The sequence below is a fragment of the Cupriavidus sp. GW821-FHT07C08 genome (assembly GCF_059419025.1).
In genome coordinates, this window is record NZ_JBWKQZ010000007.1 from 229,310 (window position 1) to 251,470 (window position 22,161).

A 22,161-nucleotide genomic window follows, 5' to 3' on the forward strand; every position below is an offset into this window, starting at 1 on the left:
ATGACCATTGCCATTCACGTCGAGAACCTGTCCAAGTGCTACACGATCGCCCACCAGCGCAACAATCGTGACGAATCGCTGCGCGCGGCGATCGAGCGCAACGTGCGTTCCGTTGGGGCTCGCATGCTGGGTCGGTCCAAGACCAACGCCGTCGCGTTGCCGACGGACGAGACGCAGCCCACCGAGGATTTCTACGCCCTGAACAACATCTCGTTCGAGGTGAAGACCGGCGAGCGCGTGGGAATCGTCGGGGCCAATGGTGCGGGCAAATCGACGCTTCTGAAGATTCTGAGCCGGATTACCGAGCCGACGCACGGGCGCATCACGATTCGCGGGCGCGTGTCGAGCCTACTCGAGGTCGGCACGGGTTTCCATCCCGAACTGACTGGTCGCGAGAATATCTTTCTGAATGGCGCTATCCTGGGCATGCCGCGCAGCGAGATCCGCAAGAAATTCGATGAAATCGTGGCGTTCTCCGAGGTCGAGCGTTTCCTCGATACGCCGGTCAAGCATTATTCCAGCGGCATGTATGTGCGGCTGGCGTTTTCGGTGTCTGCGCACTTGGACCCCGAGGTGCTGATCCTCGATGAGGTGCTTGCAGTGGGCGACGCCCGCTTCCAGCGAAAATGCCTGAACAAGATGCGCAGGTTCAGCGAGGAAGGTCGCACGGTGCTGTTCGTCAGTCACAGCGCCCCAGCGATCAGCCAGTTCTGCAGCTCGGCGATCTACCTCGAGAAGGGGCAGATCAAGCGCATGGGCCCCGCACAGGACGTGGTCGAGGAGTACATGCAGCTGAGCACGAGTGGCATGGACGAGATCAGTCCGAATCTTCTTGGCAAGTGCGTATTGGAACCCCCTGTTGGCGACGATCTGGTCCAGATCGAGACCGTCGAGCTGGTCGGCCAGAATGGCGCCGCCAACGGTGCGGTGCCGATCAACGAGCCGGTCACCATCCGCGTTGCATTCCGCGTGCTGCAGCCCTCCGGCCACATCTATGTGCCGAATCTCCATATCCGCACGGCGGATGGAATGTACGTCGGCATCGTAACGCCACCGAGCAGCGAGGTGCGCCAGCTGGACGCCGGAGCCTACGTCGCAGACTGCGTGGTCCCCGCCAACCTGTTGAACAACGGCACCTATACGGTGCAGAGCGCGATTTCCTCCTTCAACCACGGGCAGGTTGTTCACGCCAACGTTCCGGGCGCCTTGACGCTGGCGGTCGTCGACAACCTCTCCGACACCACCTATCGCAATGGCTACATGCAGGCCATTCCGGGCGTGATCCGCCCGCGCCTGCAATGGCGAATTGGAGCACCGGCATGAAAGTCGTCATTCTTGCGGGCGGCCTGGGCACGCGTATCAGCGAGGAATCGCACCTGAAGCCGAAGCCCATGATCGAGATCGGTGGCAAGCCGATTCTGTGGCACATCATGAAGATCTATTCCCACTACGGGATCAACGACTTCGTGATCTGCCTGGGCTACAAGGGCTACGTCATCAAGGAGTACTTCGCCAACTACTTCCTGCACATGTCGAACGTGACGTTCGACATGGCGCGCAACCACATGGAAGTGCACGAGCGCTACGCGGAACCCTGGCGCGTGACGCTGATCGACACCGGCGCCGAGACGCTGACCGGTGGCCGTCTCAAGCGCGTGCGCGACTACGTGGGCGACGACACATTCTGCTTTACCTATGGCGACGGTGTGACGGACCTCGATATCGGCGCCCTACTCAAGTTCCACAAGCAGCACGGCAAGCTGGCCACCGTGACGGCGATCCAGCCGCCCGGACGCTACGGAGCGCTGAACCTGAACGGCCCGGCCGTGAGCAACTTCCAGGAAAAGCCTGCCGGCGACGGCGCGTGGATCAATGGCGGGTTCTTCGTGCTCGAGCCGCAGGTCTTCGACTATATCGAGAACGACCGCACCAGCTGGGAATCGACGCCGCTGCAGCGCCTGGCCAATGAAGGCGAGCTGATGGCCTATCAGCACAGCGGCTTCTGGCAGGCCATGGACACGCTGCGCGACAAGAACCACCTGGAAGACATGTGGGAATCGAACCCGCTCTGGAAGGTGTGGGCATGACCGAATTCGGCGATGCCTATCGTGGCCGTCGCATCCTGCTGACGGGGCACACGGGCTTCAAGGGTAGCTGGCTCGCGCTCTGGCTGTCGCGCCTTGGCGCGATCGTGACGGGCGTGGCGCTGCCACCCGAAACGTCCCCGAACCACTGGGACCTGCTCGGCCTCGACATCGCTTCGCACCACGTGGACATTCGCGACAGGGACGCGCTGGCGCGCGTCGTGAGCGAGGTGCAGCCCGATCTGGTGTTCCACCTGGCCGCGCAGCCGCTGGTGCGCCGTTCGTATCGCGAGCCGGTCGACACCTGGGCCACCAACGTCATGGGCACGGCCAACCTGCTGGAATGCTGCCGGCAGGCACCGTCGGTACGCGGCGTCCTGGTAGTGACGTCAGACAAGTGCTACGAGAACCACGAGTGGGTGTGGGGCTATCGCGAGAACGACCGCCTGGGCGGACACGATCCCTACAGCGCATCGAAGGCCGCCACGGAACTGCTGGTAGCCAGCTATCGCGCCTCGTTCTTCCATACGCCGGGCGCGCCGGCACTGGCCTCGGCGCGGGCCGGCAATGTGATCGGTGGAGGCGACTGGTCGGAAGACCGGCTGATTCCCGACGTGGTGCGTGCCGTGGTGGCCGACACCGACGTGGAGATCCGTTCGCCGGCTGCCACGCGGCCGTGGCAGCACGTGCTGGAATCGCTGAGCGGCTACCTGCTGCTGGGCCAGCGGCTGCTGGCAGGCCAGCAGGAAGCGGCCGAAGCCTGGAATTTCGGTCCAGCCGAGGAGGGCAATCGCCCCGTGCAGGCGGTGATGACCCGCATCGGGGCGCAGTGGCCGGCCATGCGCTGGCACGTGGCCAACAACGCCAGCGTGCATGAGGCGCGGCTGCTGTACCTCGATAGCGCCAAGTCGCGCGCGCAGCTCATGTGGCAGCCGGTGTGGGGCTTCGACGATGCGCTGGCGGCCACGGTCGCCTGGTACCGCGCCTATCTGGCCGACGGGGCCGTCATCAGCGCGCAGCAGCTCGACCAGTATGTGCAGGCGGCGCGAGCAACGGGCCTGGTGTGGTGTCAGCCATGAACATCGAAGCGACACCGATCGCGGGCGTGATGGTCGTCACGGGGCAGGCGATCGCCGACCACCGCGGCGCCTTCCAGCGCCTGTACTGCGACCGCGAGCTGGCCGGCGTGCTGGCCGGACGGCGTATCGTGCAGGCCAATCATTCGCGCACCACGCAGGTGGGCGCGGTACGGGGCATGCACTACCAGTTGCCGCCCCACGCCGAGATGAAATGCGTGCGCTGCCTGCGCGGACGCGTCTGGGACGTGGCCGTGGACCTGCGCGAAGACTCGCCCACGTTCCTGCGCTGGCACGCCGTGGAACTGTCCCCGGAGAACGGGCGGATGCTCGTGATCCCGGAGGGCTGCGCCCATGGCTTCCAGACGCTGGCGCCGGAGTCCGAACTGCTGTACCTGCATACCGCGCACTACGCGCCCGAGGCCGAGGGTGGAGTGCGGCATGACGATCCGCGGCTCGGCATCGACTGGCCTCTGCCCGTTGCCGACCTGTCGCAGCGAGACCGCTCGCATCCTCTTTTGACAAGCGCATTCTCCGGAATCAAGTTATGAAGTGCCGCCATTGCGGAAGCTCCCTGACCAACGTCTTCCTGGATCTCGGTTTCGCGCCGCCCAGCAATGCCTACCTGAGCGAGGCGGCGTTGCGCGCGCCCGAGACCTACTTTCCGTTGAAGCTGTTCGTCTGCGACCAATGCGGACTGGTGCAAACGGAAGACTACGCGCGTGCCGATGAACTCTTCAGCGGGGACTACGCCTACTTCTCGTCGGTGTCGCGCAGTTGGCTCGATCACGCGGCACGCTACGCCGACATGATCACCGGGCGGCTGGCGCTCGACCGCGACAGCCATGTGATCGAAGTGGCATCGAACGATGGCTACCTGCTGCGCAACTTCGTGGCGGCCGGCATTCCCTGCCTGGGGATCGAGCCGACGGCCAGCACGGCGCAAGCCGCCGCGAAGCTTGGCATTCCGGTGCTGCAGGAATTCTTCGGCGCGGCCCTGGGCGCCCGGCTCGCGAGTGAAGGCAAGCGCGCCGACCTGATCGTCGGCAACAACGTCTTTGCCCACGTTCCGGACATCAACGACTTCACCGCCGGCCTGAAGGCCGCGCTGAAGCCGGGCGGCACCATCACGCTGGAATTCCCGCACCTGATGCGGCTGGTGGAACAGGTGCAGTTCGATACCGTGTACCACGAGCACTTCTCGTACCTGTCGCTGGCAACCGTCGCATCGATCTTCCGCGCAGCCGGCCTGCGCGTGTGCGACGCCGAGGAACTGCCGACCCACGGCGGCAGCCTGCGCGTGTACGGCTGCCACGCCGACGATCCGCGGCCGGACACCGACGCCCCGGCGTGCATCCTGGCGGCCGAGGCCCGCAGCGGCCTGAGCCAGTTCGGCGGCGAGGTCTACCAGTCATTCCAGGCGCGCGCCAATGCGGTCAAGGATGACCTGCTGACGTTCCTGATCGAGCAGAAGCGCGCGGGCAAGACGGTGGCCGCCTATGGCGCCGCCGCCAAGGGCAACACCTTGCTGAACTACGCGGGCGTCAAGCCCGACCTGCTGGCCTACGTGTGCGACGCCGCACCATCCAAGCAGGGCAAGTTCCTGCCCGGCAGCCATATCGCCATCGTGTCACCCGACATGCTGGCGCAGACCCGGCCGGACATCGTGCTGATCCTGCCCTGGAACATTGCCGACGAGGTGACCAGCCAGCTGGCCCACATCCGCGAATGGGGCGGCAAGTTTGCCGTGGCGGTGCCGGCGATCCGGACGTTCTGAATCACAGCGAAAAACGCGTCATCAATTTGAAGAGGTAAGAAATGGGGCCGATTGAAGAGTTTCAACAACGTAATACAGAGCTGATTGCAAAGGGCGCGGCGGACGAATCGCTCCAGCGGCTCACGCGCCAGTGGTTCGATCTGGCCAACAGCTACGAATACTCGTATCACTTTGCCTGGATGTCGCGTCCGGTGATCCAGTATCCGCAGGATCTCGTGGTGATGCAGGAGATCATCTGGCGCGTCAAGCCGGACCTGATCATCGAGACGGGCATTGCGCATGGCGGATCGCTGATCATGAGCGCGTCGATGCTGGCACTGCTCGACTACTGCGACGCCGTGGAAAAGGGCGAAGTCCTCGACCCGAAGGCACCGCGCCGACGCGTTGTCGGTATCGACATCGATATTCGGGAGCACAACCGTAAGGCCATCGAAGCGCATCCCATGGCGCACCGGATCGACATGATTCAGGGTTCTTCCGTGGATCCGGCCATTGTTCAGCGTGTGCATGACATCGCCAAGGGCTACGAGCGCGTTCTGGTCTGCCTCGACTCGAATCACACGCACGACCATGTGCTGCAGGAGCTGGAAGCCTATGCGCCGCTCACCAGTGCCGACAGCTATTGCGTGGTGTTCGACACGGTTGTGGAAGACCTGCCGGAAGAATCTTCGGCCAACCGTCCGTGGGGTCATGGCAATAATCCCAAGACGGCGGTGTATGAGTACCTGCGTCGGCTGAATGCCGCACCGCAACTGGCTAGCGACGGCAAGCCGCTGAAGTTCGAGATCGATCAGGCCATTGAGAACAAGTTGCTGATCACCGTTGCACCGGAAGGATATCTCCGCCGGATTCCCGGCTGATATGCGGGCCCTGTCCGGATCAAGCTTGCTGATTGGGCAGGCGATCCCCTTGCAATGAATCTGGCCGCTCATTTTTACCGTTGATGACCAAGCCCCACTTTACGATTGTGATCCCAACCAGAAACCGGTTGAGGACGCTGAAGCATGCAATCAGGACTTGCCTCGAGCAGGAATACGAGAACTTTTCCGTCATCGTGGCGAACAACAATTGCAGCGACGGCACTGGGGACTACGTTGCATCGCTGAACGACCCGCGGGTGGTTCAGCTGACCTCCGATGCGGACCTGCCCATGGGCGAGAACTGGGGCCGGGTGATGCCCGAGGCGATCTCGCGCGGGGGCTTTGTCACGTATCTGGGCGATGACGATGGCCTCTTGCCCGGCGCGCTTGCGCTGGCGGCAAGCATCATCCAAAACCAGCATTGCGAGGCCCTGACCTGGCGCAAGGTGGAGTATGCGTGGCCGGACGTGGTCGTTGGCGAGTACCGGAACTATTTCTCCATCTCGATCGACCCCACTTTGGTGATTCAGGACTCCGCCGAGTTCCTGGCAGGTATTCACGACCGGACCGTTGGCTATGACGAAGGGCCCGGCCTGTATTCCTCGTTCGTCAGTGCCGCCGTACTGGCACGACTGGCTCCAGCGGAGGGTGGCTCATGGTTTGCGGCCTTTGCCCCGGATATTTACTCCTGTTTCGCGATAGCCGGAGCGGTGCCCGAGTACTGCAAATGCAAGTTCGGCCTGACAGTCAATGGCGCCTCCGGCAGCAGCAATGGGACATCCTATATGCATCGGCCGCAATCGGATCTGGCCGCTGCATTCAGGGGGCAGAACGAAATCCACGCGGCGCTCTCGCACGCGCCGAGCATCGCCATCGCGGAAGCCGATGCCTTGCTCGTGGCTCGCGAACGCTTCCCCGCCGAGTTCGCGCAGTACGACTTTTCCTGGGCTTCGTTGATTCGGAAGCTGCTGAGTGACATACAGAGTGCGCCGTCACGTACGCACTACGACTTGCTGGTGGTTGCCCTGCATAAGGCCGCCAATTACAGTGGCCAGCCACAACCGGAAGTGCCGGAGTTTGTGGAGCGGGTGGACGCAGGATTGACCGCACCGAAACCTGTCATTGACACGCACGGCAAGCGCATCACCACGATCATCGACGAACACCTGGCGTCCAACGTCTTCGATGCCGCCGTCTTCGCAAACAGCATCTTCCCGCTCGGAGCCCTGACTCCCGAGTCCATGACGTTGATCGGACGTCGTGAGGACGGCGAGGAACCGGCGACCGGTAACTCCAACACGGCGCACCGCGTAGCGCCCGAATCGCGCCCCGCGAACCCGCTCAAGCGTCTGGGCCGACCTCTGGTGCGGCGCGTACGCAAGTATCGCCGGTGGCTGAGCAACGCAGAGAAGATTGAAAGCTGGTTTGCGCGTGAGGGCGAGATCAGCAGCTGGATGCGGAACGACGCCCAGATCAATGCGATGATACGCAGCCACGAGGATCGCCAGGCCAGGGAGCAGGCTGCCCGCGCGGAATTCGAGGCGTTCAAGCGATTGAGCGAGCAGGCTCCTGCGCGTGACCTCAAGGTGGACTGGGACGACCGCTATCTCTGCCTCGATGACAAGACGCAGGAGACGGCCTTCGATCGCCACTACATCTACCATCCGGCGTGGGCCGCGCGGGTACTGGCCAAGACGCGGCCGCAGCGGCATACCGATTTTTCGTCGACGCTGAATTTCTGTGCGCTGGTGTCGGCGTTCATCCCGGTGGACTTCTATGACTACCGGCCGGCGCCGCTGCAACTGAGCGGGCTGAACTCGCTGGGTGCGGACTTGCTGTCCTTGCCGTTCGAGAACAACAGGCTCGAATCCGCGTCCTGCATGCACGTGCTGGAGCATGTGGGGCTGGGACGCTATGGAGATCCGATCGATCCGGATGGCGACATCAAGGCGATCCGCGAGCTTTGCCGCGTGCTGGCGCCGGGCGGCAACCTGCTGATCGCGGTGCCGGTAGGCGAGGCACGGGTCCAGTTCAATGCTCACCGCGTCTATCGTCATCGGGACTTCGTGAAGTATTTCGAGGGATTCGAGCTGGTCGAGTTCGCATTGATTCCCGATGGCACGGCGCCAAACGGGCTGATCTATGCCGCACCCGAGCATCTGGTCGATGCTCAGAAGTACGGATGTGGCTGCTACTGGTTCAGGAAGAAGGCCTGACGAGAAGGCTGAATTGCACCGTCGGCCTGCCGTCCTCATTGATGTGCGGCCGGGCCAAATCAACAGAGGCCATCATCGATCGGGATGGGGTCGGAAAGAAACATGATGAATTTGACTCAATCGGCAAGTAACAGGAGCAGCTTGCTCGGCAAGGTGGCTGCCATTCGCCGCAGGTTGCTGCTCTGGTTCCAGAGGTCACTGGCCAACCTGCTGACACGCTCGCTCGAACGCGCGATACGCGTCGACCATCAGGACGTCGCTCCCCTCCTGAACGTCCTGGTCAAGGATCATTCCGACGATTCGCTGCGGATGTTGCGGCGCCTGGTAGGCGATCCGGTACGCAACCCGGCCGTTGTGACCGACGTGGACGAACAGATCAATTTCTCCGCGTACTGGCGGGACGAGTGGGTTGCCGGGCGTGCCGCCTCGGTACCTGCCGGCGCGAAGGTACTGGACGCCGGCGCGGGTCAGTGCCGCTATAAGCCGCTGTTCGCCCATACCCACTATCACGCCCAAGATTTCGCGCAATACGAAGGGACGTCCGAGGGCCCGCTGCAGGAGACTTGGAACTACGCGCCGCTCGACTATGTGTGCGATATCACGCGAATTCCCGTCGACGAAGGCATGTTCGACGCGGTGATCTGTACCGAGGTGCTCGAACATGTGCCGGACCCGATCTCGGCGCTGCGAGAGCTTTGCCGTGTGACCCGCGAAGGTGGGCGCCTGTTTGTTTCGGCACCGCTGGGCAGTGGCATCCATCAGGAGCCGTATCACTTCTTTGGCGGCTTTTCGCCGTACTTCTATGAGAAGTACCTGGCGGAATTCGGGTGCGAGGTGGTCGAGATCAAGCCGCTCGGCGGGCTGCTGCGCCATGTTGCCCAGGAGGTGCATCGCGCCGCGCGCACCATGGAGGGCGCGGGCGACGTGATGACGCGCGAGCGTCGCTACGTGATGATGGACTGGCTGCCGCGCATCCTTGCCGAGATGGACGAGCGGTACTTCATCGAGCAGTTCACCGTTGGCTACCTCGTGGAAGCCCGCAAGCGTGTGAGCGGTGCCGCTTCCTGAGGCGCCATTCCGTACAAGACATAGAGAACGTGAATCCAATGATCATCGCCAACCTCATCGGCGGCCTGGGCAACCAGATGTTCCAGTACGCCACGGGCCGTGCCGTTGCACATCGTCACGGCGTACCGCTGCTGCTGGACGCCAGCGGTTTTGCGCACTACGACTTGCGCCGCTACGAGCTTGCCGAGCTGTCGATTCAGGCGCGCCTGGCCACGGAAGAAGAGCTGGCTCGTGCCGGCGTGAAGGCGAAGGCGCCGACGTTGCTCAATCGTGTCAGCAAGGCGCTTGGCCTTGACCGTCCCGCGAACCAGCTCAAGGAAGCGTCGTTCACCTACGACGCGCGCATCGAGCAGGCCACGCCTCCCGTCTACCTGGATGGTTACTGGCAGAGTGAGCGTTACTTCGCGGGCATTGCCGATCTGCTGCGGCAGGAGTTCATGCTCAGGGAGCCGGTCGATGCGGCAAACGAGAAGATCGCCGCACAGGTTCGCGAAGCGGGCGCCAGTGCGGTGTCGCTGCACATTCGTCGCGGCGACTATGTGAACAATCCGCAGACGGCGCAGTATCACGGCGTGTGTTCGCTCGACTATTACCGTGCAGCGGTTGACTACGTTGCCGCGCGGGTTTCGGCGCCGCACTTCTTTGTGTTCTCCGATGATCATGCCTGGGCCAGCGAGAACTTTAAGCTTGACCATGCGGTCACGCTGGTTGATGTGAACGGTGCCGACCGTGGTGTCTGGGACATGGCGCTGATGAAGGCCTGTCGCCATCACGTGATTGCCAACAGCTCGTTCAGCTGGTGGGGGGCCTGGCTCAACCCGCATGCGGACAAGATCGTGGTGGCGCCGCAGCATTGGTTCAGCGGGGCATCGCACGATACGAGCGACCTGATTCCAGCTTCGTGGATCCGACTATGACGACACCCCAGATCAGTGTGGTGCTGCCGGTCTACAACGGCGCCTCCGATGTTGAGAAGGCTGTGGACAGCATCCTGGCGCAGACCTTTACCGACTACGAACTCATCATCATCAACGATGGCTCGAAGGACGACTCGGCCAGCGTGCTCGAATCGCTGAGCGACCCGCGCATCCGGCTGTTCCATCAGGACAACATGGGCCTAGCCGGTACGCTCAACCGGGGCATCGGTCTGGCGCGCGGTCGCTATATTGCGCGTCAGGATCAGGACGATCTGTCACACCCCGAACGCTTCGCCCGCCAGGTAGATTTCCTGGAAAAGCATCCGGACCACGGCCTGCTGGGCACCGCTGCGCAGATCTGGGTCGGCGATACGGCGACTGAACGCGCTCACGACCATCCGACCGATCATGGCGCGCTGAGCTTCGAACTGCTGTTCAATAATCCGTTCGTGCATAGCTCGATCATGATGCGCAAGTCCACGGTCGAGGCGGTGGGCGGATATACCACTGACCCGGCACGGCAGCCCCCCGAGGACTACGAGCTCTGGTCGCGCATGGCACGCCACGGACGCGTGGCCAATCTGGCCGAGCGGTTGCTGGTATATCGGGAAGTGCCGGCGAGCATGTCACGTACGGGCCCGAACCCCTTCGTGGAGCGTCTGGTGCTGATCTGTGCCGAGAATATCACCGCCGTGCTGGGTCAGCGAGAACCGTCGCGGGATGTGCTGGATGTCGCGGCGTTGACGCATTCGGCGCTGCATCGGCTGTCTCAGCGGCCTGATATCGAGCGCATGTGCCAGGCCGTGCGCGATGCCGGACAGAAGCTTGCGGCGCAATCTCCGCAGTCGGACGTGCCGCAGAGAACGGAAGCTCGCATCCAGAGCTTGCGGCATCAATACCTGATCCAGAAGCACAACATGAACTGGGCTAGGCCAATCGCACGCGCGGTGCGCGATTTCGGACGCCGGTTTGGCATCCTGCCTCGCTGACCCGAAATCAGGGGACGATGTAATGCGGATTCTATTCTGCTGCGAGTTCTACTACCCCAGCGTAGGCGGGGTCCAGGAAGTCATGCGCCAGCTGGCCGAGCGGCTTGTGCAACGCGGTCACCACGTGACGGTTGCTACGACGCGCCTGGCTGAACGGGACTTCTCCGAGCATAACGGCGTTCACATCGAAGAGTTCGGTGTGACCGGCAACACGGTGCGCGGCATGCATGGCGAAGTGGATCGTTACCGCGATTTCGTGACAGCGTTCGATGGTGATGCCATCATGATCAAGGCCGCCCAGCAGTGGACGTTCGACGCCCTGTGGCCGGTTCTTGATCGCATTCGCACGCGCAAGGTGTTCATTCCCTGCGGGTTCTCCGGGCTGTACGAGCCGGCCTATGCCGAATACTTCGAGGCCTTGCCCGATGTCCTTCGGAAGTTCGATCATCTGATCTTCTATGCGGAGCGCTATCGCGATATCGACTTCGCGCGACAGCATTGTCTGGAGCATCGCAGCATCCTGCCGAACGGAGCTTGCGAGGTCGAATTTTCGGTGGAGAAGGACAAAGCCTTTCGCAGCCGGCACAACATTCCCCCTGACAGCTTTGTGTTCCTGACTGTCGGCAGCATCACGGGTGTCAAGGGACACAAGGAGATTGCCGAAGCGTTTGCCAGGCTGCGTAATGGCCGCCGGGAGGTCACGCTGATCCTGAATGGCAATCCGCCGCCGGCACCGGCCGTGGTGATTACCGAACCGTCAACCGGGATGGGCGGTGCCGACGGATCGTCCACCGTTGTCATCGCTGCGAAGAGAGCGCTCGGTGTTCTCGGGCGGCGTGTCCGTCGGGTCTCCGGACTTGCATGGCGCTCGTTCGGCGTCATCCGTCGCGAAGGCTGGACTGGCGTCCGAGCGCGCGTGTATGCACTTGCCGCTGCGCAGCTGGAAGCGGCGGGTCACCTCAACTGGCTGCCGCAAAGCATGCGCAAGGCGGCGGATCCGATCCGGTATTGGGTGGAGCGGGCCAGCCGGCAATCAAACAAGCAGGTGCTGAAGGTCGATCTGGGGCGGCAGGAGTTGGTGCAGGCCTACATGAATGCCGACCTGTTCGTGTTTGCCTCGAACATTGAATATTCGCCGCTTGTGCTGTTCGAGACAGCGGCTGCTGGCACGCCGTTCCTGTCTGTGCCCGTTGGTAACGCTGAGGAAATTGCGCGCTGGACCGGCGGTGGTGTGATCTGTCCGGCGCCAAAGGATGAGCGTGGCTACACACGCGCCGACGCCGCACAGTTCGGTGCCGAGATGAAGCGCCTGATGGAGTCTGCGGCACAACTCGAGGAACTCGGCGCAGTGGCGCGCATTCGCTGGCAGGAGCAGTTCACATGGGCGAGCATTGCCGATCGCTATGAGGCGATCTTGCGCGGTACGGAAGCGGTGCAAGTGCCGGAAAGAATCTCAGAGCCGTCTGGCGGATGAACGCCATGATTCAGTCGAACGAAGACAAGTATTGAGGGTAGAGCGACCATGCGTTGTTGTGTGATTGGCGGAGCCGGATTTATCGGCGCCCGGCTCGTTCGCGAGCTACTCGCTTCCGGGCGGGAGGTATTGGTGCTTGGCCGTCGTGCCGAGCGCCCTGTTACCTTGCCGGCCGCGGCCCGATACCTTTCTGTGGGGCAGGGCGAGATTGCCTGGGGCGAGCTGCTGGCGGGCGTTGACGAGATCGTTGATCTCGCATATGCCACCGTGCCGCAGACCAGCTATGCCGACCCCGTGTTCGATATCCTCGCCAATCTTCCTCCAACGGTCGGGCTGCTGGAAGCCGCTCGCCAGTTGCCATTGCGCAAGATGGTGATCGTGTCCTCGGGCGGCACGGTCTACGGACACGCCGACACGCTGCCACTGGTGGAAACCAGCGTCACCAACCCGGTCTCGCCCTATGGCATCACGAAACTCACGCAGGAGAAGTACGCCCTGATGTTTCATCGAGTGCACGGCGTCCCGGTGAGCATCGTGCGACCCGCCAATGCATACGGTCCTGGTCAGCGGCCGTTTACCGGTCAAGGCTTTATTGCGACGGCGATGGGTTCCATTCTCAAGCAGGAGGAAGTGACGGTATTCGGCGAGTCGGGGACCGTGCGCGACTACGTCCATGTGGCGGACGTGGCACGAGGCATTATGGCGGTACTGCAGAGCGGCGGTGCTGGCCAGGTCTACAACCTTGGCTCCGGTATCGGCCGGAATAATCGCGATGTGCTGCGCGCCATCGAGCCGCTGGCTGCGAAATGCAATCTACCCGTGCGAATCCGCTTCGAGCCGGAGCGGCGCTTTGATGTGTCGGCTAACGTGCTTGACTGCACCAAGCTCCGGGCCTGCTCGGGCTGGGAGCCTGAGGAGGATTTCAACGAAGGACTGTCTTCAATGTGGGATGCCATTGCCGACGATATGGGTTGGCACCGCCGAGTATGAAAGCGAAAAATAATGCCTGAGCACGCTATCTCGATCACCGTGCTGCTGCCTGTTCGTAATGGCGCGAAGACCATAGTCTCGGCGGTGCGATCCATTCTCGATCAAACTTTCGACGATTTCGAACTGGTCGTCCTTGATGATGGCTCCACCGACAACACGGCAACGCTTGTACAAGGGCTCAAGGACTCGCGCGTTCGTCTCGTTTCGGATGGAAGGCAGCTGGGTCTGGCTGAACGACTCAATCAGGGACTCGATCTGGCCCGGGGTCGGTACCTTGCACGAATGGATGCCGACGACTTGAGTTTCCCTGAGCGGTTGAGGCGCCAGTTCGATTTCCTGGAACAGCACGCGGATATCGACCTGCTTGGCTGTCGCGTGGCGATCTTCAGGAATGACGGTTCCATCGTTGGCTTTCATCCGTTCCGACAAACGCATGAAGCGATCTGTGCGCGTCCGTGGCGCGGCTTCCCATTGCCTCACCCAACATGGATGGGGCGAGTGGCCTGGTTCCGCAAGCATCGGTATCGCATTCCTGAAGTCAGGCGGGCAGAGGACCAGGAGCTACTGCTGCGAAGTTGCACTGAAAGCCGGTTCGCGTGCCTGGACGAAACGCTGCTGGCATATCGGCAAGGCCACTACAGCGTTCGCTCTACGCTTATTGCGCGCCGAGCCCTTTTGCAGGTCCAGCTCCAAACATTCGCGAGGCGCCAACAATGGACGAATGCCTTGTTGGCTGCTGTTTCGAGTAGTGTGAAAATTGCGGTGGACGTGCTTGCGGCACTGCCGGGTATGGATCGGGGGTTGGCATTTCGGCGAGTGGAAGATCCTGTGCCGCCGAATGTTGCCGAGAAGATCGAGGCACTCCTGGCTAGCGCGTCGCGGCCATGACTGTCTTCCGCCGCCAACGGCGGTGGAAGAGGGCATCTACCTTCGTCGAGCCTGGCCTAGCTCCGCCGGAAAGCTCGGCGGGCGATCGCCCCGTTGACGCGAGAAAGCACTGCGCTGATCCGACCCCCAACGTACCAGCCGAGCATGAGTGCGACATTGCAACGGGCATCCGCCTGTTTCAGCGCCTTGCGGTTCTTCAGCAGGAATCGCGCTGTGTTGTACAGAGCGTAGCCTTCGTAAGACAGGCGTCCGCGCCCACGCGCTCCGCCGGTGGCCTGCGAAGGCGGCAGATTGATCTGCACGGCGCGCGACTCATAGGAAATCCTCAGACCGCGTGCGCGGCAACGTACGAGGAAGTCGGTCTCTTCGCGATAGCAGTTGCCGACATAGCCCGTGTCGAAGTCGATGGCCCTGGCAGCCTCAGCACGAATCAGGAACGAGGCGTGGCACACCGGAACCTCCATCGGCTGGCGGGTCACGGCGGCAAAGTCGAACTGCAGGCGGTTCAACTGGACGACATCGTCTACGTTGCCGGCCAGCTTGCGGCGTGCCAGCACGGCGGCTTCACTGTCCTTGTCGTCGCGCAGGTATAGCGCCGAGGCCCCGACGATATCGCTCGATGTCTCGGTGGCGGTTTGGAGCAGGATACCGAGTGCCCCCGGACTCAGGATCGAATCATCGTCGCCAAAGTAGACGAACTCCGATTGCACCAACGCCTTGCCGCGGTTCTTTGAAGTGGTTTGCTTGCCATTGACATCGTTGCGCAGATAGGTGATCTGCGGGTAGCGCTGCATGAGTTGCTTTGCCACTTCAGGCGTGTTGTCGGGCGAGCAGTCATCCACCAGGACAAGCTGCGCAACTTCCGGCTGCAGATAAGAAGGGATGGTGTCCGGGAGCAGATGGGCGCGCTTGTAGGTAGGCACCACTACCGTAATCTTAGGCTGGCTGTCTGACATGGAGTTTGGCGATAACGTAAGCGATTCCGACGAACAGCAGTGCCTTGATCAACGGGACCACGAAGAACAGCTGGTTCTCGCGCGGCAGCAGCAGGAAGAAGGGTAGCGTGGCCGCGAAGACGAAGAGGCCGCGTGGCGATGCCCTGGCCGCCTGGTATATCAGCCGCAGGCAGCCGCCTGTGAACAGTCCGGCAACCAACGGGCCGAACAACGGAGAATAGAGCATCGATTCGGCTACCGCCGAGCCTCCCATGCCCTTTCCGTTCAAGTACATCTCCGCGTCGACGATGAAAGATACGCGGTGCGCCAAGCTCGCCGTGTGGTGGGCGAAGTCCAGCGTTTGTCCCACTGGCAGGTCACCGAGTATGCGATGGTACCCATCCGCGAACAGCGCAAACGTAGAGCGCAGACCATCGATTACGGGGGCGAACGATGCCAGGTTCTTCAGCGTCGAAACCACGAAGATCAGGCTGACGCCCTGTCCATAGAAGAAACCAAGGAGGGCCTCGAACGGGTCAGACGAAATGGCGGTCCCGATGGGCATACCCACACGCACGCGGCCCACGATATCTGCCATTACCGCCAGGCCCATTGCGGCACAGCCCGCTTTCCAAAAGGACACCTTGATTTGTTGTGTCGTTACCAGGAGCCAGGACAGGCAAATGATCTGGGCCATCGGAATGCCGCGCGCGCCCTTAAGCATGTCGAAGACACATAGCAATAGCCCGACTCCATATGCCATAAATGCAAGCCGCAGCCTGGGGCGCGATGCCAGGTATGCAAAGACGCAGAAGATCAGCCAGCCGCCAAGTGCATAAGGAATACCACCAGGGCCGCCGTACTTGTAGAGTGCCAGGTAGTCACCGTTCCTCCACGTGTCGATATTGATATACAGGCGATAGAGTGTGAACGGCAGGAGCAGCAGGCCGGCACGCAACGCAAAGATGCTCAGATACTCGTCATGCCGCTGCGGCAGTTCCCCGAGCTTGCCTGCCGAAAGCGTGATCCCGCACAGGAACAGGCAAATGCCGGACAGCGCTTTGGACACGAGCTCCTCGTCCATCGGCCCCATCAGGAACCAGTCCCCGTAGCGGTAATCGGCCCAGCCAGAGAAATAGGTGATCAGGAAACGACTCAACAGGAACAGGCTCGTCGTCATGCACAGCAGCAGCGCCGGATTGAACCGGCTGGAAGACGCCTGGCTGACCCTGTAGAGACATAGGAGGAATGTCAGGGCGGTAATTGGTGCTTGCCAACTGAGCACGCCGTAGGCGCCGCTGATCAGGTTAGCGATCGCCAGCACCAGTATTGCCAGAAAAGAAAGATTAGGCATCCCGGGCTCCAAGAAATAAAACGGAAGCGACAATCAGTAGGACGAAGTTCGCCAGCGCATAGGCCACTGCGGCGCCCGTCAGGCCGGTCATGCCGGTCAGTATGTACGTGGCTACCACGAAGCAGGCTGAAAACGTCAATTCGAGTGCCCAGGAAAAGCGGAGATTTCTTTGATAGATAAAGAACGCCACGAACGGCATTGCCAAGGCTTTGAATGCATCGCCGAGCAACTCGATCCACAACAGCGACGAGATACCTGCATATTCTTCGGAATACAGGACTTTGACGACCAGATCGGCGCCACGCCACAGAATCGCCACGCCAATCGCAAGCCCTGTTGCGACAAGCAATCCATAGGCCGGCATGCGGGACTTCAGCGTGCGATGCGGCGTGCCACTGCGGAACACCTCAGGCAGCAAGACGAAGCTGACCACTGCTTGAGCCATAGCGACAACCGCGTCGGAAATGCGGAACATCCCTTGCCACAGGCCAGCTGCTTCCGGGCTTACCTGCGTCGACACTACTTGACGCACGGCGATGACAGCCGCGGTGCCCACTACTGCCGGCGCGAGCGCGATCGCCACATAGGGCGCTAGGGAACGTGCGGCGGTCAACCCTTCGCCGATCGCCGCGGCGCCGGAGTGCCAGCGGGTACGGGTGACGACCGCCACCACGATCCAGATCACCAGCGTCGCGGCAAAGCCGGCGATTAGCGCATGAACGGCGCTTTGCACCGAACCGGGGGTGACGAAGAACCAATAGCTCAAGAGTGCCGTGACGCCGGAGAGCGCTACCACCAATGCATTGAGGCGAGCGCGGCCTTGAGCGAGCACGGTAGCCTGAATTTGGAGGGCGAGACCGGCAAGCAGACCCAGGATCAAAGCCGCAAACGGGTCCAGGGCCATGGCGCCACTGACAATGCCCAGCTCTCGGAAGCCGGCATGCCAAATGGCGATGATCACAGGCACGCCGAGCGCGAACAACATCCCCCCAGTCAGCCAGCGTGCACGCGCCTGCATGTCTTGCGATGGTGCGGACAGGCGCGCGACGAGACCCTGTGCGATGCCGCCGTTCGAGAATGTGGTGTAGAGGGTGGCAAGGCTGAAAACATTGCCCCACGAACCGAAGGCCGCCGGTCCCAACTGCGTGGACAGGATCTTGTTCGCGGCCAGGCCGCAGAGCAACTTCAGGAGAACGCCCAGACCCGAGATCAGTGCGTTCAATGCCATGGAGGCGCGGCCAGTGTCTGGTAAGGGCTGGAAACACGGGCCACCACCCGTGAGGTCATGGCTGTGAACAGGAAGCTCGCAAGGAAGAACGCCGACGTGACCTTGCCGAAGCCCTCCATCGTGCGCATGATGAACCAGACAGAATGCGCCGAGCGGAACTTGTTAGACGAGAAGGAGCGCTTGCGTACACGATACCAAGCCAGCGTCTTGGGCAAGCGCTCACCACGCAGACCGCCCTTGATCAGAATAGCCCAGGCGGCAAAGTCTTCAGCCACGAGGCCAGGAGGCATTGCTGGAAAAACGCCGTCGCCGGCTATCTTCCGCTTGAGCATGACGGCCAGGCACCCCACGCCCCGCCGGGCGTTATGGGAAAACAGCGTCAACCGGTTCGGTCCGCAAATTTTCGATATTGGGCGGCCGCTGCCATCCTCGAACGGAATATAGTCGTGATAACTAAAATCCAGGTCATGGTGGCGCATAAATCTAACCTGCTGTTCCAGCTTATTCGCATCCCAGATGTCATCCGCATCGAGAAATGCAACATATTCTCCCGATGCGGCCGCGATACCGATATTGCGCGCACGTGCGGGACCGTATGCCATCGGATTTGTAATGATCCGAATGCGCGCGTCAGATGCGGCAAGACGGGCGAGCACGGCTGCCGTTTCGCCATTTGAACCATCATCGACCAAAATCCATTCAAAATCGGTGAGGCTCTGCTGGAGGATCGAAATGGCGGTCGCGCCAATATACTTCCCATCGTTATGCACGGGAGTAATGATGCTGACCAGTCTTTTCGCGCTCGATATAATCATTTTGCAAGGAGTAGCAGTTCCAGCCGCCGAGTCTGCGACGCCTGCGAGTATAAAGCATCGAATGCTGCAGATGCAGCATTTCGGAGGGGCCCCTGATCGTGGGTTTGTAAAATTCTGTGAAGTGTGCGTGCCATCTGTGGCACATTTTCAACAACGCTAATGGCCTCGCGATACCGCTCGTCGGAAAGCATGGCTTCATAGCCTACTGCGGCATTTGGCATGCAGATCACCGGGATGCCATACGACAACGCCTCTGCGACCTTGGTCTTCATGCCGCTGCCCCAACTTACCGGTGCCAGGTAGACTGCGGCTGACGCGAAGGCGCTGGCCATCCGGCAGGGATCGGGATTGTCGATGACCTTCAGGAAGCGGTAGGGTGCGGCCATTTCCGCCGCACGGGCGCCCGCAACGACGAATTGCGGGGGCGTTTCGGCGCTTTCGTTGAACGCCTTTGCCACTTCAGCGAAGTGTCGCAAAGCCGTCTGATTTGGTGCAAAGCCGAAATGGGCGGTGAACAGGATCTGCGGACGGGCGGTGGAATCCGCCAGGCGCTGAGTGTCGGGCTCGCCACGAGACAGCGAGATGGGCAATATGTTTGTGCGCGCGGGCATGCCGTAATGGCTGTCGAACAACGTGCGGTCGGCCTCAGTGATAAAGGTCATGAAGTCCGCGGAGCGGCATGGGGCCTCTGCGTGGCGAATGAGCCACGTATCCAACGCATTACTTACTTGCCGTAACATATTTCCACCACTGTGCTGGCGCTTTAGTTCGGCTTCCACGTTGTCGCTCAGTATCCCGTAGGTCTTGCCAGGCACTTCTTTGCGAATGTCGGACATGAGCCTGCCGAGACGGGAATTGTGGAACAGCGTCACGTCTGCAGCGCGTGCTTCGCGCGTCAACAGCGAGCGGTAAGTCATCAAATAGGTGGGGCACAGCCGCACGCGTGCCGCTACGTCTCGGAGTTTGGTCTTTTTCAGGTAAATGCGTTTGCAGTGGGCAGGGAACTCGAATATTTCCCCATTTCCCATGTCCTTGCTGATGACGGTCAGCTGGTCGACGCCTTGGGCGGCGCAAAGCGCCTGGGCCAGCGAGCGGAGGTAAAGGCCGCCCCCGGAAAGCTCTTGAAGCCCATTGGGTGATATCAGCAGAACGTTCACGAATCTCGTAATTGCAGTTGTGCGCGAATCTGCTTACAGAAACGCTCGATGGAGAAGGATTCTTCAATGAATGCGTGCATGCGGACGGGGTCGCTATTGCGTCGCAGACGCTCAAAAATCGACGCAGCTTGCCTGACGAAATCGCCGGTGTCTGTCGGCAGTTCGCTGACCCAGGGCAGGCCTTGCCGCAGGAATACATCGCAGGCGCCCACCCTGGTGCCTAGTACACTGACGCCGGAAGCCAGTGCCTCGAGTGTGACAAGCTCGAACCCTTCGAAGAGGGAGGGCAATAGCATGATGTCGATCATGTCGTAGAAAGTCGACATCTGATCCGGTGCCAGGCCGGGAACTATTGTGACGCCGGGGAGATTCTGCAGGGCAGTCGGAACGTCACTCGTCGTTGCGATGACCAGCCGCATGTCGGGTTGGGTGCCGATCCAGCGCGCTATCTCGATCAGATAAGGCAACCCCTTGCCATATTCCAGGCGTCCCGCAAAGCCCAGTCGCACGAGGCCGTTTGTGAATTTCTGCCCGGCATGGAACACGGTCGCGTCAATGCCGTTGTGGACCACGCGGCATTTTCTTGCGGGTACCCCATGGTGGCCAATGCACAGGTCGCGGACGGCTTCCGAGACGCAGATCACGCGCTGCGCGCAGCGCATTGTCAGGCCTTCGAGGCGGGCCAGAAGCCGCATCCCCAGAAACCGGTTGCCCGACTTGGCCAAGGCCCGGATATAACCAGCCGCGGAACCGTGAACGATTACTGCTTCAGCAGGATAGAGTGGTGTGTACGAGGAGTTCGAAATGGTCACGAACTTGCCGCCAGATAATCTTCTGGCCCATAGCCACAGCGATGCCGCGATTGGAAAGGCAAACTGCGCAAGGCGCTTGCCACACAGAAACTGTGGTAAAACCATGGCTTCGTCGACCAGGGTTACTTCGGCGCCATGCCGTTTGAGGTCACTCTGGAGAAGATGTACGACGCGCTCGACGCCGCCCGTGTTCTTTACCCCATTACGCGATACGAGAAAAATAGGCAAGAGCATGAACAATACTGTGGTTGTGCGGTTGCACAACGCGGAGGGCAGGCCCTACTATCGGGGCGGCACGATGTGAAGTCAAATGACCGCTCGCCGCCGCACGTTCGCCTGCGCTGCAATGCTGAACGTGGACACGGGCGGGAAGCCGACATTCTACGCGAATGCCGGCCCGACCTTGGCGTTACGATTTCTCTTGAGTTTTCATGTTTGAACTATTCTGGCTCCCTGCAATCGCGGCCTTGTTGAGTGCAGGCGCTGTGCTGATCCTGCGCCCACTGGCCACCCGCGGAGGCTTGCTTGACCACCCCGGCGGAAGAAAGCGGCACGAAGGCTCGACGCCGCTGGTCGGCGGTATCGCGATCCTCATCGCGGTCTGGGTGTCCACGGCGATGTTCGTGCGCGGCTATGATCAGTACACGCCGCTGTACATTGGCCTGACGCTGCTTGCGCTGGTTGGCCTCTTCGACGATCTGAATGGCATTCCGCCACTAAGCAAGCTGGCATTCCAGTTCACAGCGGCAATCCTGATGACTTCGTGGGGCGAGGTGTATCTACACTCGCTGGGCGATCTTCTCAATAAGCGCGACGTCATTCTTCATGCGTGGGGCATTCCGCTGACCCTTCTTGCTGTCCTCGCAGTGGTCAATGCCATCAACATGACCGATGGCATGGATGGCCTGGCAGGGGGACTTTCCTTTATCGTGTTCGGATGGTTCGCGTGGCTGGCAAACGACATTGGCAATCCGGGTGCATACCGGATCTGCCTTCTGGTGTGTGGCGCCATTGCAGGTTTCCTGCTGTTCAACATGCCCAGCCCCCTGCGCCGCCGGTTGGTTTTCCTGGGCGATGCAGGAAGCTTGTTGCTGGGTTATGGGATCAGCTGGTTCTCGGTGGAACTGTCGCAGAAGGAGTACAACCCGGCGGGCCACGTACCCCCGGCCGTTATGCTATGGGTGGTCGGGCTGATCTTGATTGATCTGCTGGCGGTGGTTTTGCGTCGGGCAATCCAGGGCAAGAATCCGCTGGCGGCCGATCGCACCCACCTGCATCACTTGCTGTTGCGGGCGGGACTGGATAGCAAGCAGGCAGTCTGGTTCCTCCTGGTCGGCAACTTTCTCCTCGGTCTGATTGGCGTGATTGCATGGAAGCAAGGCGTGCCGGAGTCCATCCTGTTCGTCGCATTCCTGCTACTTACGGGCATTCACTTGCTGATCATGCAGCGAGCGTGGGTCGTGATCCGATGGATACGGAGACTTCGCTCGCGATAGTGCCATTGCGAGCCAGATGGAAGCT

Annotated in this window: 20 protein-coding genes and 1 pseudogene; 15 read left to right on the forward strand and 6 right to left on the reverse strand. The window is 61.3% G+C overall.

Annotated elements, in window-relative coordinates; translation table 11 throughout:
- The 14 genes and pseudogenes from AC07UK_RS12115 to AC07UK_RS12180 all read left to right on the forward strand — a co-directional run bounded on the left by AC07UK_RS12115 (position 1) and on the right by AC07UK_RS12180 (position 14,339).
- Positions 1-1,323: an ABC transporter ATP-binding protein gene (locus AC07UK_RS12115; protein WP_494686741.1), complete on the forward strand. Its 1,323-nt coding sequence runs from the start codon at positions 1-3 to the stop codon at positions 1,321-1,323.
- The gene (gene rfbF / locus AC07UK_RS12120) at positions 1,320-2,087 is read left to right on the forward strand and encodes a glucose-1-phosphate cytidylyltransferase (protein ID WP_494686740.1); all 768 of its coding nucleotides are present in this window, start codon (positions 1,320-1,322) and stop codon (positions 2,085-2,087) included. Before AC07UK_RS12115 ends, rfbF begins: the two co-directional genes overlap by 4 nt.
- The gene (gene rfbG / locus AC07UK_RS12125; protein ID WP_494686739.1) at positions 2,084-3,163 is read left to right on the forward strand and encodes a CDP-glucose 4,6-dehydratase; all 1,080 of its coding nucleotides are present in this window, start codon (positions 2,084-2,086) and stop codon (positions 3,161-3,163) included. Before rfbF ends, rfbG begins: the two co-directional genes overlap by 4 nt.
- Positions 3,160-3,711, forward strand: coding sequence for a dTDP-4-dehydrorhamnose 3,5-epimerase (gene rfbC, locus AC07UK_RS12130; RefSeq protein WP_494686738.1), 552 nt, complete (start codon positions 3,160-3,162; stop codon positions 3,709-3,711). The genes rfbG and rfbC overlap by 4 nt, the downstream gene beginning before the upstream one ends.
- Positions 3,708-3,839 (forward strand): annotated as a pseudogene (locus AC07UK_RS12135) (class I SAM-dependent methyltransferase); the annotation flags it as partial. The gene rfbC and the pseudogene AC07UK_RS12135, both read left to right, overlap by 4 nt.
- Before the next feature lie 129 nt (positions 3,840-3,968).
- Positions 3,969-4,937 (forward strand): methyltransferase domain-containing protein, encoded by a 969-nt coding sequence (locus tag AC07UK_RS12140; RefSeq protein WP_494686779.1) that lies wholly within the window; start codon positions 3,969-3,971, stop codon positions 4,935-4,937.
- Between the two features lie 41 nt (positions 4,938-4,978).
- Positions 4,979-5,797, forward strand: a complete 819-nt coding sequence (locus AC07UK_RS12145) for a cephalosporin hydroxylase family protein (RefSeq protein WP_494686737.1) — start codon at positions 4,979-4,981, stop codon at positions 5,795-5,797.
- Between the two features lie 83 nt (positions 5,798-5,880).
- Positions 5,881-8,013 (forward strand): DUF268 domain-containing protein, encoded by a 2,133-nt coding sequence (locus tag AC07UK_RS12150; RefSeq protein WP_494686736.1) that lies wholly within the window; start codon positions 5,881-5,883, stop codon positions 8,011-8,013.
- Positions 8,014-8,154: 141 nt separating this feature from the next.
- Positions 8,155-9,081 carry a class I SAM-dependent methyltransferase gene (locus AC07UK_RS12155; protein ID WP_494686735.1) on the forward strand — a complete coding sequence of 309 codons (927 nt, stop codon included), beginning with the start codon at positions 8,155-8,157 and terminating at the stop codon, positions 9,079-9,081.
- Positions 9,082-9,119: 38 nt separating this feature from the next.
- Positions 9,120-9,998 (forward strand): alpha-1,2-fucosyltransferase, encoded by an 879-nt coding sequence (locus tag AC07UK_RS12160; RefSeq protein WP_494686734.1) that lies wholly within the window; start codon positions 9,120-9,122, stop codon positions 9,996-9,998.
- A complete protein-coding gene (locus AC07UK_RS12165; protein ID WP_494686733.1) occupies positions 9,995-10,987 on the forward strand; it encodes a glycosyltransferase family 2 protein in 993 nt (330 codons plus the stop codon). The genes AC07UK_RS12160 and AC07UK_RS12165 overlap by 4 nt, the downstream gene beginning before the upstream one ends.
- Positions 10,988-11,069: 82 nt before the next feature.
- Positions 11,070-12,461, forward strand: coding sequence for a glycosyltransferase family 4 protein (locus AC07UK_RS12170; protein ID WP_494686732.1), 1,392 nt, complete (start codon positions 11,070-11,072; stop codon positions 12,459-12,461).
- A gap of 60 nt (positions 12,462-12,521) precedes the next feature.
- A complete protein-coding gene (locus AC07UK_RS12175) occupies positions 12,522-13,451 on the forward strand; it encodes an NAD-dependent epimerase/dehydratase family protein (RefSeq protein ID WP_494686731.1) in 930 nt (309 codons plus the stop codon).
- A gap of 12 nt (positions 13,452-13,463) precedes the next feature.
- On the forward strand, positions 13,464-14,339 hold the full coding sequence (locus AC07UK_RS12180; RefSeq protein ID WP_494686730.1) for a glycosyltransferase family 2 protein: 876 nt from the start codon (positions 13,464-13,466) through the stop codon (positions 14,337-14,339).
- A 56-nt stretch (positions 14,340-14,395) separates the two neighbouring features.
- Here AC07UK_RS12180 and AC07UK_RS12185 read toward each other — a convergent pair whose 3' ends face one another.
- From AC07UK_RS12185 to AC07UK_RS12210, 6 genes are read right to left on the reverse strand one after another with little or no spacing between them, the layout of a single operon-like run.
- Entirely contained in the window at positions 14,396-15,295 is a 900-nt protein-coding gene (locus AC07UK_RS12185; RefSeq protein WP_494686729.1) for a glycosyltransferase family 2 protein, read from the reverse strand.
- Positions 15,276-16,628 (reverse strand): O-antigen polysaccharide polymerase Wzy, encoded by a 1,353-nt coding sequence (gene wzy, locus AC07UK_RS12190; RefSeq protein ID WP_494686728.1) that lies wholly within the window; start codon positions 16,626-16,628, stop codon positions 15,276-15,278. Before wzy ends, AC07UK_RS12185 begins: the two co-directional genes overlap by 20 nt.
- Complete coding sequence (locus AC07UK_RS12195) at positions 16,621-17,856, reverse strand: MATE family efflux transporter (RefSeq protein ID WP_436222424.1); 1,236 nt, start codon at positions 17,854-17,856, stop codon at positions 16,621-16,623. The genes wzy and AC07UK_RS12195 overlap by 8 nt, the downstream gene beginning before the upstream one ends.
- Positions 17,847-18,671 carry a glycosyltransferase family 2 protein gene (locus AC07UK_RS12200; RefSeq protein ID WP_436222423.1) on the reverse strand — a complete coding sequence of 275 codons (825 nt, stop codon included), beginning with the start codon at positions 18,669-18,671 and terminating at the stop codon, positions 17,847-17,849. Before AC07UK_RS12200 ends, AC07UK_RS12195 begins: the two co-directional genes overlap by 10 nt.
- A complete protein-coding gene (locus tag AC07UK_RS12205) occupies positions 18,668-19,828 on the reverse strand; it encodes a glycosyltransferase (protein WP_436222422.1) in 1,161 nt (386 codons plus the stop codon). Before AC07UK_RS12205 ends, AC07UK_RS12200 begins: the two co-directional genes overlap by 4 nt.
- Complete coding sequence (locus AC07UK_RS12210) at positions 19,825-20,874, reverse strand: glycosyltransferase family 4 protein (RefSeq protein WP_436222421.1); 1,050 nt, start codon at positions 20,872-20,874, stop codon at positions 19,825-19,827. The genes AC07UK_RS12205 and AC07UK_RS12210 overlap by 4 nt, the downstream gene beginning before the upstream one ends.
- A gap of 197 nt (positions 20,875-21,071) precedes the next feature.
- Between AC07UK_RS12210 and AC07UK_RS12215 the strand changes: the two genes are divergently transcribed.
- Positions 21,072-22,136: an undecaprenyl/decaprenyl-phosphate alpha-N-acetylglucosaminyl 1-phosphate transferase gene (locus AC07UK_RS12215; protein ID WP_211980128.1), complete on the forward strand. Its 1,065-nt coding sequence runs from the start codon at positions 21,072-21,074 to the stop codon at positions 22,134-22,136.
- The last annotated feature ends 25 nt before the right edge of the window (positions 22,137-22,161 follow it).